The sequence below is a fragment of the Micromonospora foliorum genome (genome assembly GCF_022229015.1).
GTDB lineage: Bacteria > Actinomycetota > Actinomycetes > Mycobacteriales > Micromonosporaceae > Micromonospora > Micromonospora foliorum.
The window spans coordinates 1-9,486 of the sequence record NZ_JAKKFF010000265.1 but is presented as its reverse complement, the minus strand read 5'-3'; the positions used below and the strand labels follow the sequence as shown (position 1 = coordinate 9,486).

The window sequence follows — 9,486 nt, the reverse complement described above, 5'->3', positions numbered from 1 at the left end:
CCGGTCGGGCGCGCGCGGGGGCGGGCGCCGGGCCGCCCGCGCTGGCCCGGCGGCGGGCCGGCCGATATGTCGAGGTACTCGGCGTGGAACCGGCCCTCCGGGTGGCCCTGGCGGATCAGCGGCGGGGGATGCCCCGCGCTGGACAGGGTTAGCTCCCGCCGCTCCGCGTCGATCACCCCGACCGCCACGGTGACGAACAGCTCGTGGGTGCCGGCCTCCGCGCCGAGGCTGGTCACCAGCCGGTCCAGGCCGGCCAGGACCGCGGCGGGCGCCGGGTCGGCCAGGGCCAGGGCGCGCAGCGCGGCCCGCACCTGCCCCATCCGCGCGGCGGCCTGCACGTCGTGCCCGGCGACGTCGCCCAGCACCACGCCGAGCGTGCCGTTGGGCAGCAGGAACGCGTCGTAGAAGTCGCCGCCGGCAGCGTTGCCGTCCACACCCGGGTCGTAGCGGGCCGCGATCCGCAACCGGGGCAGATCCGGCAGGTGCTCCGGCAACATGCTGCGCTGCAACAGCTGGGCCGTGCCGTGCTGGGTCTCGAACCGGCGGGCCCGCTCCGCGGCCTGGCCGATCAGCTCGGCCGAGGCGGCCAACAGCGCCCGCTCGGCGGGTGACCAGGTGTGCGGGACCTGGTAGCCGACCGCCAGCCCACCGCGGACCACCGAGGTGCCCAGCGGCAGGGCCGCCATCGCGCGGATCTTCTGGTCGTGCCGGTCCACGGCGGTGTCCCGCAACGGTTGCCCGTCGCGGGTGAACGACGGGCCGCCGGAGCGCGCCGCCTGCACCACGGGGGCCGACCAGTCCGCCGCCGCGCGCCGCCAGAGCGGGGGAAGCCGCTCGTCGGCCTCGTCCAGCAGCTCGCCACGGACCCGACGCACCATCCGCCAGCCGCCGCCGCCCTCGTCGACAGCGAACGAGGCCTGGTCGGGGTCGAACGTGGTGATCGCGTACCGCAGCGCCACCCGGGCCACGTCGTCGAGGGTGAGGGTGCCGGCGAGCGCCGCGGCCACCTCGCTGAGGCTCTGCAACTGCTCGGTGACGTGGGTGGTCTCGGCCGCGACCGTCAACACGCCGACGATCTGCCCGGCGCTGTCGCGCACCGGCGAGTAACCCCGGGTGAAGACCGCCTGCTCCACCGTCGCGGAGTGCCCACGGACCAACGGCAGGGTGGACTCCTTCTCCAGGAAGGGCACGCCCTGCCGGTAGCAGCGCTCGATCACCGCACCGACGCCGGGCAGCGCCCAGATCTCCGCGAACACCTCGGCGGCCGGACGGCCGAGGGCGCTCGGGTGCTTGGTGCCCAGCAGCTCGGCGTAGCCGGCGTTGTAGAGCAGGACGAGGTCGTCGCCGTACGCCAGGGCCATCGGCATCGGCGAGGCGAGGATCAGCTCCACCACGGCCCGCAGGGAAACGTCCCAGTCGTCGGCCGGGCCCAGCGCGGTGTTGGCCCAGTCATGAGCGAGCACGCCGACGGCCGACCCGGTGGGTGCGCCCGGGCCCGGAATTGCTGGCGTGGGGACCCGCCCGACCGTTCCTGGCATGTTCGCAGCCTAGTCGGCCGACCGGAAAAGGCATCAGACCACGGCGGCGGGCCGTCGCCGCGGCCGTTCCGGTGGCCGTTCGGGCAGTTCAGGGCCCCTGTCCGGAGGTCTGTCGCAAAAAACGCCGCGCGCTGCGCGGAGTGCCGGACCGGTTGCCGGGTATGCGCCCGGCGCAGTCCATGCGACAGGAGGGACATCATGCTGAAAACCCTCGCGGTCCGGCAGGCCGACATCGGCGATGCCATCGCCGACACCTGGAGGTCGGTGCTGCTCTTCATCCCGAAGGCAGTGGCCTTCATCGTCATCCTCGTGGTCGGCTGGCTCATCGCCAGAGCCGTCCTCAAGATCGTGGATACGGTGCTGGAACGGGTGCACTTCGACGAAGCCGTCGAACGTGGTGGCATCAAACGGGCCCTGGAGAGAACGAAGTACGACGCCAGCGACATTCTGGCCAGACTGGCGTACTACGCCGTACTGCTGTTCACGCTGCAGTTCGCCTTCGGAGTCTGGGGGCCCAACGCGATCAGTGACCTGATCCGCGGCGTGGTGTCCTGGCTGCCGCGCGCGTTCATCGCGATCGTCATCGTGGTGATCGCGGCCGCGATCGCCAACGCTGTGCGGGATCTGGTCACCGGGGCGTTGGGAGGACTCTCGTACGGCAAGGTCCTGGCCGACCTGACGGCGATCTTCATCATCGCGCTCGGTGTGATCGCCGCCCTGAACCAGGTGGGTATCGCCACCACGGTGACCACTCCGGTGCTGATCGCGGTGCTCGCCACGGTGGCCGGCATCCTGATCGTAGGCGTCGGCGGTGGTCTCGTGAAGCCGATGCAGAAGCGGTGGGACGGCTGGCTGGACCGGGCGGCCCAGGAGGCTCGGGCGGTGCAGCAGCAACGTCAGGCCACCTCGGCCGGGCGTAGCGACGTGGAGCGGCAGATGGCCGACCGCGGGGGTGACCGCACCCAGGCGATGCCTCGGGTGGACGAGACCCAGCAGTACCGCTCGTAGCGGGACGTAACGCCACGGCGGGTGGGGAGGGTGTTCCGCGTACGACGCGGGGCGCCCTCCCCTCGCGTCAGTCCTCCAATGCGCGAGCCAGCGCGCAGACCGCGACCAGGCGGGTGAGCAGCCACTCCGGGCGGCTCCAGTCCACCGGCCCGGTGGGCGCCGTCCACCCGTGCTCCAGGGCGGCGGCGCGCACCCCCTCGGCGTAACCGGCGAGCGCCGCGGAGGTCAGCGGCGTGCGGTCCCCGTCGAGGCTGTCCCGGACGGCCGCCGCGTGCTGGTCGACGAGGGCCAGCAGCCCCGGTCGCGCGGCGGCGGCGGTGAGCCCGACAGTGCCCACGGAGACGGTGAGGGCGGCCAGGGTGGACCGCGCCGAGTCGACGGCGGTACGGGAGGCGACCCGGTTGAACGGCACACGCATGGTGACCGAGGCTAACCGACCGGTGACCTCGTCGACCTCGTCCGCTCGGTGGATGCCGGCTGCGCCACTGGGGCGATCACCGCTGACCGCGGGGGTTGATCCGGCACAGACGGGGCAGGAGAAGCAGTCACGGACGGCAGCACACGGCACGGAGGCACGGATGGGACAGCAGGGGGATGGACCGGACGAGCGGCACCGGCGGCCGGACGGGGTCAGCGACGCGACCGTCGCCGCGCTCGGCAAGCTCAGCGAGGCGCTGGAGTGTGTGGAGCGGGCCCGGGGGCACCTCTACTCGATGCACCAGTTGATCGGCCATGCCGACCTGATGCTCGACGACGCGGTGGAGCAGTTCCGCTCCGCCGGGCACCCGCACCTCGCCGACCGGATCGCCACGGAGCTGCGCGGCCGCAACGTCATCGCCGGCCGGTGGACGTTCCAGATCGTCGAGGACTTCGACGACGGCTACCACGCGCTGTTCCGGGAGTTGGACCAGCAGGCCCGCGACGAGTTGGTGGGCGGGCGGCGCCACCTCTACGAGGCGGAGATGAAGGAACGCCGCCGTAGCCGGGGCCGGCCGGGCCACGAGGCCCGGCCGGGTGGCGCGGGCTAGTCGCTTGTCGCGTCGGCCGGGCGTCGCCGCGCCGCGTCGTCAGCGATGATCACGGTTGCCACCATCAGCGCGACGCACAGGCTGAACAGCCACGACTCGTCGCTGACCAGCCAGGCGGACACGGGTGCCTGGAGCGCGGCGAGCAGGAAGCCGAGCCAGGCGAGCCGGCGCTGACGCGTGGAGAGGATTCCGGAGCCTTGATGCATCCCGAAATTCTTACGCGAAAGGGCCGGCTTGCCGTCCTCCGATCGGCCGATTCTGGATGAGCTGTCCGTTTTCTCAACCGTACGGACACGACTTCTTTGCGCCGGGAGCGATCGGGTGCCGACGGCGCTAGAGTGCCCCTGCGGCAGGATGGTGCCTCGTGTCCACCCCGCCCGCGCGCCCCCGCGCCGCACTGCTCCTACTGGCCTACCTCGCGTTCGTCAGTCTCGGTCTGCCCGACGGTCTGCTCGGCGTCGGCTGGCCCTCGATCCGGGGCGAGTTCGACGTGCCGACCGAGGCGGTCGGGTGGGTGCTCACCGCCGGCACCGTCGGCTACCTCACCTCCAGCGTGCTGGCCGGCTTCACGCTGGCCCGGATCGGCGTGGGCGCCCTGCTCGCCGGCAGCACCCTGCTGGCCAGCCTGGCGCTGGCCGGCTACTCGGTGAGCCCCGTGCTGGCGGTGCTGGTGGGCTGCGCGCTACTGGTCGGGCTCGGCTCCGGCGCCGTCGACTCCGGGCTCAACGCGTACGCCGCCGGGACCTTCGGGCCCCGCCACATGAACTGGTTGCACGCCTTCTTCGGCCTCGGCGTGGCCATCGGTCCGCTGATCATGACCGGAGCGCTGAGCGCCGGGCTGACCTGGCGCTGGGGGTACGGCATCGTGGCCGCCGCCCAACTCGTCCTCGCCGTCGCGTTCGTGCTCACCGTGCGGGCCTGGCACCGCGGCGTCCCGGCCGGCACCGCAGCGGGCGCCGCTGTCGTCCCCGCCGGCGCGGATGGTGGCCCGGGACCGACGGTCCGGGACACGCTGCGGCTGCCGGCGGTCTGGTCCGGGACGCTCGCCTTCGTGCTGTACGTGGCGATCGAGGTGTCCGCGGGGCTGTGGGCGTTCCTGCTGCTGACCGAGGGGCGCGGGCTCAGCGCGGCGGTGGCCGGCGGCTGCGTCTCCGCGTACTGGGGCAGCCTGTTCGTCGGTCGGGTCGTGCAGGGTCTGGTGGCCGAGCGCCTGGGGGCGGGGTTGGTGCTGCGGGTCAGCCTGGCCGGAATGGCCGTCGGTGCGGCTCTGGTCGCCGTTCCCGGGCCGGCCGTCCTGGCGGTGCTCGGCCTGGTCGTGATCGGCTTCGCCGCCGCGCCGGTGTTCCCGCTGCTCACCCTCACCACCGCCGAACGGGTCGGTGCGGCGCACGCGGACCGGGCCATCGGGCTGCAGATCGGCGCCGCGGGCACCGGTGCGGCGCTCGTCCCGGCCGGGCTGGGCGTGCTGATCGGCAACACGTCGGTGCAGGTGCTGGGCTCGGCCCTGCTGGTGCTCGCGCTGGCGCTGATCGCGCTCTACGAGTGGGACGCGCGTCGCTCGAGCGGCCGGCCCACCGGGCAGCCGGTGCCCGCTCAGCCTGGTGGGGAGGGTCAGCCGACGTCTGGACCGGTCCGTCCGGTGGTGGACGGCCGGTAGCGGCGCTCCGGATCGGTGTCCTCCCGGCTGTTGCCCTGGGCCTGCCCCTTACGGTCGTCCGCTGCCGGCCCGTGGCCGAACGTCGCCTCTTCCCCCGCGTCGTTGCCGGTCACGTCGTCGGCCTGCCCGTCGAGGCTGGAGCCGGCCACGGCCTGCTCCAGCTCTTCCAACGGAAGCCGTTCCTCGTCCCGCCACACCCTGATGTTGTCGTCGGTCATACCAACAGCCGTACCCGGGCACGATGATCGCAAACGGCGCGGGGATACGGCGATGGCCGCCGGGAGTCCGACGGCCATCTCAGGTCACTGCTCAGGGTCACGGCTGCGGACGGTCCACCTGTCCGCGCCAGGCACCGGTCTCCTGGCCACGCCGCTCGATGAAGGTCTTGAACCGCTCCAGGTCGCCCTTGGCCCGCCGGTCGACGATGCCGAGCTTGTCGCCGGCCTGCTCGACGACACCGTGCGGCTCGAACTCGAGCTGCAGGGTGACCCGGGTCTTGTCCTGGTCCAGGCGGTGGAAGGTCACCACACCGGCCTGCTGGGTGCCGCCGGTCGAGCGCCAGGCAACCCGCTCGTCGGGGAGCTGTTCGGTGATCTCGGCGTCGAACTCGCGCTTCACCCCGGCGATGTCCACCGTCCAGTGGGTCATCGTGTCGGAGAGCTGCCGGACCTCCTGCACACCCTCCATGAACTCGGGGAACTCCTCGAACTGCGTCCACTGGTCGTACGCGGTGCGTACGGGCACGGAAACGTCCACGTGTTCGGTAACGCCACTCATTGGGGAACCTCCTTCAGTCGCGGGTGGATTGCCGGATCGGGGGCGATCCTGGTCACCAGCGAGTTGTCTCGTTCTTGTTGCCCAGCGCGGCCCAGACCTCGGAGACCGTCTGGTAGACGGTGCCCTCGGGCAGCCGTTCCAGCGCCGCCACGATGTCGTCCGGCGCCTCGTTCTCGCGGGCGCTGGCGATGAGCACCAGACGGTCGCCCGGCAGCGCGCTCATCGAGATGAACCGGCCGAGCCGGCTGCGCTGCTCGACGTCCGTCGAACTCATCCCCTTCGGGGCACCGCTACGCGTCTCGCCCGCCGGGGCGGTGGTCGCCTCCGGCTGGTCCTCACCGGCCGGTTCGGGCACCCGGAACTCGTCGACCCGAGAGCCACCGGTCCCCGGCCCCTGTACGAGGCCGCTGACCTCCTGACTCATCTGTTCGTCGATCCTCGGTCCGTGCTTGCTGTTGCCACGCTCCATGCCTTCTGCGCTACCCGGCACCTCACCCGATAAACCGGCACCGGGCCACGAACCGGCCCTCGGCCCGGCCTCGGACCGGACATCCGAGCCGGAAACGGAGGCTCAGTCGTCCGCGGGCCGGCGCGGCGGCAGCACCGGCTCCTCCGGATCCGGGTCGCCGGCCTGCAACTGCCGCCCGCGCTGCACCTCGGCGTTGATCTGCACACCCAGCATCAGCGCCGAGTTGGACAGGTAGAGCCAGACCAGAAACGCGATGGCCGCCCCGAGGCTGCCGTAGGTGGTGCTGTACGAGCCGAAGTTGGCCACGTAGAGGCCGAAGCCGAAGGAGGCCGCCGCCCAGGACACCAGGGCCACCGCACCACCCGGGGTGAGCCAGCGGAACCGGGGCTGGCGCACGTTCGGCGCGATCCAGAACAGCAGCGACAGCAGCGCCATCATGATCATCGCAAGGACCGGCCACTTCGCCACACTCCACGTCGTACGGGCCAGACCACCGGCGTGGATCAGGTTGCCCACGGCGTCGGTGACCGGCCCACTGACGATCAGGCCGAGGGCGACCACCGCGAGCAGCACCAGCGTGATCGCCGCCAGGCCGATCTGCAGCGGCCGGAGCTTCCAGACCGGGCGGCCCTCGGTCACCCCGTAGACGGCGTTCGAGGCCCTCGTGAACGCCCCGATGAAGCCCGACGCGGACCACAGCGCGCCGAGCAGGCCGAAACTCAACAGCAGCTTGGGGTTGCTCTGGTCGAGCACCACGGTCCGGATCACCCGGACCACGCCGCCCTCCTCGTCGGTCAGCACCGCCCCGGCGCCCACCTGGTTGGCGAGGTCGACCACCGTGTCGACGGTCTGCTCGCCGCTGGAGACCAGGCCGACCAGGGCCACCACCACGATGGCGGACGGAAAGAGCGCCAGGACGCCGTAGTAGGTCAGCGCGGCGGCCCAGTCGGAGCAGTTGTCGTTGACGAAGTTCTGCACGCTGCGGACCAGCACCCCGCGCCAGGTCCGCCAGCTCAGCTGCCGCATCCGTCGGGGCACCCGGGTGCCCGATGTGCCGTCCAGCGTCGTACCGGGCTCCGTGGTCGTCATGCCCGCTCCCTGCGCCCCGGCCGCCGGATGACCGGTCGTCCGGTCTGGCCTGGCCCGGCGGTACCCGGATGGCGAAATCGACAAACCCACCCGGCTTCCGGCCGGCGCCGCTATGGTTTGCCGCCGTCCCACCGGGGAACGGTCACGGTGACCCTGTCGACACGGAGGAGGACGAGATGCCCGGGCGCGAGGACTTGCCCAGCACGCTGCGGCGCTCCCCGGATAAGGCGCAGCGCACCTGGGAGAAGACGCACGACTCGGCGGTCGAGACCTACGGCGAGGGGGAGCGGTCGCACCGTACCGCCTTCGCCGCGGTGAAGCACCAGTTCGAGAAGGTGGGCGACCACTGGGAGCCGAAGGGCCACAAGGGCCCCAGCGACCAGCAGGCCGCCGGTGGCGGGCCGGAACGACGGGCCCCCACGGCGGGCGGCGTGGACGCCAACGCCACCAAGGACCACCTGATGTCGGTGGCCCGCAAACTCGACGTACCCGGCCGGTCCAGCATGACCAAGCCGGAGTTGGTCACCGCCATCGAGAAGGCCAACGACCGCGCCACCCGCAAGGCCCGCGGCGACTGACGGCCGCCGCGCCACGGCACAACCGACGCGGTACGGGCGGGCGCGCCACCCCTGCGTCCGCCCGCACCGTTCACCTCCCCCGCACGGTTCACCCCCGCACGGTTCACCAGTGCCCGCCGCCCGGCGCCTCGATGTGCACCGCCTTCGTGGCGGTGAACTCGTCCAGCAGCTCCGGGCCGTACCCGTAGCCCTGCCCGCTGGCCCGGCGCGGATGCGCGGCACCCCCCGGCGCACCCCCGAACACCGCGTTGATTTTCACGGTGCCCACCGGCAGTTCCCGCCAGGCCCGCTGCGCGTGACTCATCGACGCGGTCAACACCGTGGCGGCCAGCCCGTACGGGGAGTCCGCCGCACAGCGCAGCGCCTCGTCGAACGAGTCGACGACCACCACCGGGGCGACCGGCCCGAAGGTCTCCTCCCGGACCAGCGGCATGTCGTGGCGGCAGTCCGTGACGACGGTGGCCGGGTAGAACGCCCCCGGCCCGTCCGGCACCTCGCCGCCCGCCCGCACCCGTGCGCCGTCCGCCACGGCGGCCGCCACCTGACCGTGCACGTGGTCGCGGTGCCGTCGGTCGACCAGCGGGCCGAGCTCGGTGCCCGGGTCCCGACCAGGCCCGACCCGCAGGGCCTCGGCGCGTCGTACCAACGCGGCCACGAAGTCGTCGGCCACCTCCCGGTGCACGTAGAGCCGCTCCACGGCCACGCACATCTGCCCGGCGTTGGCGAACGCGCCGAGCGCGGCCTGCTCCGCCGCCCACTCCGGGTCGACGCCAGCGTCCACGATCAACGGGTCGCTGCCGCCGTTCTCCAGGAGCACCTTCGCGCCGGTGCGGGCCGCGGCGGCGGCTATCGACCGCCCGGTGGCCGTCGAACCCACGTGCGCCACCACGTCGACCTCCTGCGCCGCCAGCGCCGCGCCCACCTCCGGGCCGCCGGTGAGCAGCGACAACACCCCGGGCGGCAGTGCCTGATCCAGTGCTCGGGCCAGCAGCCAACCCGTCGCCGGTGTGCGTTCGCTCGGCTTGTAGAGCACCACGTTCCCGGTCACCAGCGCCGCGCCGAGCAGCCCGCAGGAGACCGCCACCGGGTCGTTCCAGGGGGTGAGGGCCGCGACCACGCCGCGCGGCTGCGGGGCCAGGAAGTCCAGCGCGTCGGTCTCGCCGTTCAGCGTGCGCCCGCCGTGCAGCGGTGCCAGTTCCGCATACTGTCGCAGGGTGCCGATCCCCGCCTCGACGCCGCCGCGAGCGTCCGCCAACGGCTTGCCCATCTCCGCGGTGACCGCCGCCGCCAACTCCTCGGTGACCGCCGCCACCGCGTCCGCGGCCCGGTGCAGCGCCGCCGC

Annotated in this window: 12 protein-coding genes; 4 read left to right on the top strand and 8 right to left on the bottom strand. The window is 72.7% G+C overall.

All coding sequences use genetic code 11. The features are described from left to right. Positions 1-1,538, bottom strand: a 1,538-nt coding sequence (locus PSH25_RS19955; protein WP_238660535.1) for a SpoIIE family protein phosphatase, incomplete at its 3' end; no start/stop codon positions are given. Between the two features lie 198 nt (positions 1,539-1,736). Between PSH25_RS19955 and PSH25_RS19950 the strand changes: the two genes are divergently transcribed. After that, the gene (locus PSH25_RS19950) at positions 1,737-2,546 is read left to right on the top strand and encodes a mechanosensitive ion channel family protein (protein WP_238660533.1); all 810 of its coding nucleotides are present in this window, start codon (positions 1,737-1,739) and stop codon (positions 2,544-2,546) included. Positions 2,547-2,613: 67 nt separating this feature from the next. Here the strand turns inward: PSH25_RS19950 and PSH25_RS19945 are convergent, their stop codons facing one another. Beyond that, positions 2,614-2,964, bottom strand: a complete 351-nt coding sequence (locus PSH25_RS19945; RefSeq protein ID WP_238660532.1) for a DUF6401 family natural product biosynthesis protein — start codon at positions 2,962-2,964, stop codon at positions 2,614-2,616. Between the two features lie 160 nt (positions 2,965-3,124). Here PSH25_RS19945 and PSH25_RS19940 point away from each other — a divergent pair, with 160 nt between their 5' ends. Further along, on the top strand, positions 3,125-3,574 hold the full coding sequence (locus PSH25_RS19940; protein ID WP_238660530.1) for a hypothetical protein: 450 nt from the start codon (positions 3,125-3,127) through the stop codon (positions 3,572-3,574). Here PSH25_RS19940 and PSH25_RS19935 read toward each other — a convergent pair. Beyond that, on the bottom strand, positions 3,571-3,780 hold the full coding sequence (locus tag PSH25_RS19935) for a hypothetical protein (RefSeq protein WP_238660529.1): 210 nt from the start codon (positions 3,778-3,780) through the stop codon (positions 3,571-3,573). The two genes, PSH25_RS19940 and PSH25_RS19935, sit on opposite strands and share 4 nt — an antisense overlap. A gap of 158 nt (positions 3,781-3,938) precedes the next feature. On the opposite strand from PSH25_RS19935, the gene PSH25_RS19930 reads away from it, so the two are divergent. After that, positions 3,939-5,231, top strand: coding sequence for an MFS transporter (locus PSH25_RS19930; protein WP_238660527.1), 1,293 nt, complete (start codon positions 3,939-3,941; stop codon positions 5,229-5,231). Here PSH25_RS19930 and PSH25_RS19925 read toward each other — a convergent pair. From PSH25_RS19925 to PSH25_RS19910, 4 genes are all read right to left on the bottom strand, one after another. Then, complete coding sequence (locus PSH25_RS19925; protein WP_238660526.1) at positions 5,186-5,449, bottom strand: hypothetical protein; 264 nt, start codon at positions 5,447-5,449, stop codon at positions 5,186-5,188. The genes PSH25_RS19930 and PSH25_RS19925 overlap by 46 nt on opposite strands. Positions 5,450-5,546: 97 nt before the next feature. Then, entirely contained in the window at positions 5,547-6,008 is a 462-nt protein-coding gene (locus PSH25_RS19920) for an SRPBCC family protein (protein ID WP_238660524.1), read from the bottom strand. Between the two features lie 52 nt (positions 6,009-6,060). Beyond that, complete coding sequence (locus PSH25_RS19915) at positions 6,061-6,477, bottom strand: DUF2795 domain-containing protein (protein WP_238660523.1); 417 nt, start codon at positions 6,475-6,477, stop codon at positions 6,061-6,063. Positions 6,478-6,579: 102 nt separating this feature from the next. Further along, positions 6,580-7,566, bottom strand: a complete 987-nt coding sequence (locus PSH25_RS19910; RefSeq protein WP_238660522.1) for a YihY/virulence factor BrkB family protein — start codon at positions 7,564-7,566, stop codon at positions 6,580-6,582. A 176-nt stretch (positions 7,567-7,742) separates the two neighbouring features. Between PSH25_RS19910 and PSH25_RS19905 the strand changes: the two genes are divergently transcribed. Further along, positions 7,743-8,144 (top strand): ChaB family protein, encoded by a 402-nt coding sequence (locus PSH25_RS19905; RefSeq protein ID WP_238660520.1) that lies wholly within the window; start codon positions 7,743-7,745, stop codon positions 8,142-8,144. A 103-nt stretch (positions 8,145-8,247) separates the two neighbouring features. Here the strand turns inward: PSH25_RS19905 and PSH25_RS19900 are convergent. Then, positions 8,248-9,486: aldehyde dehydrogenase family protein (locus PSH25_RS19900; protein WP_238660519.1), on the bottom strand; the 1,239-nt coding region annotated here is incomplete at its 5' end.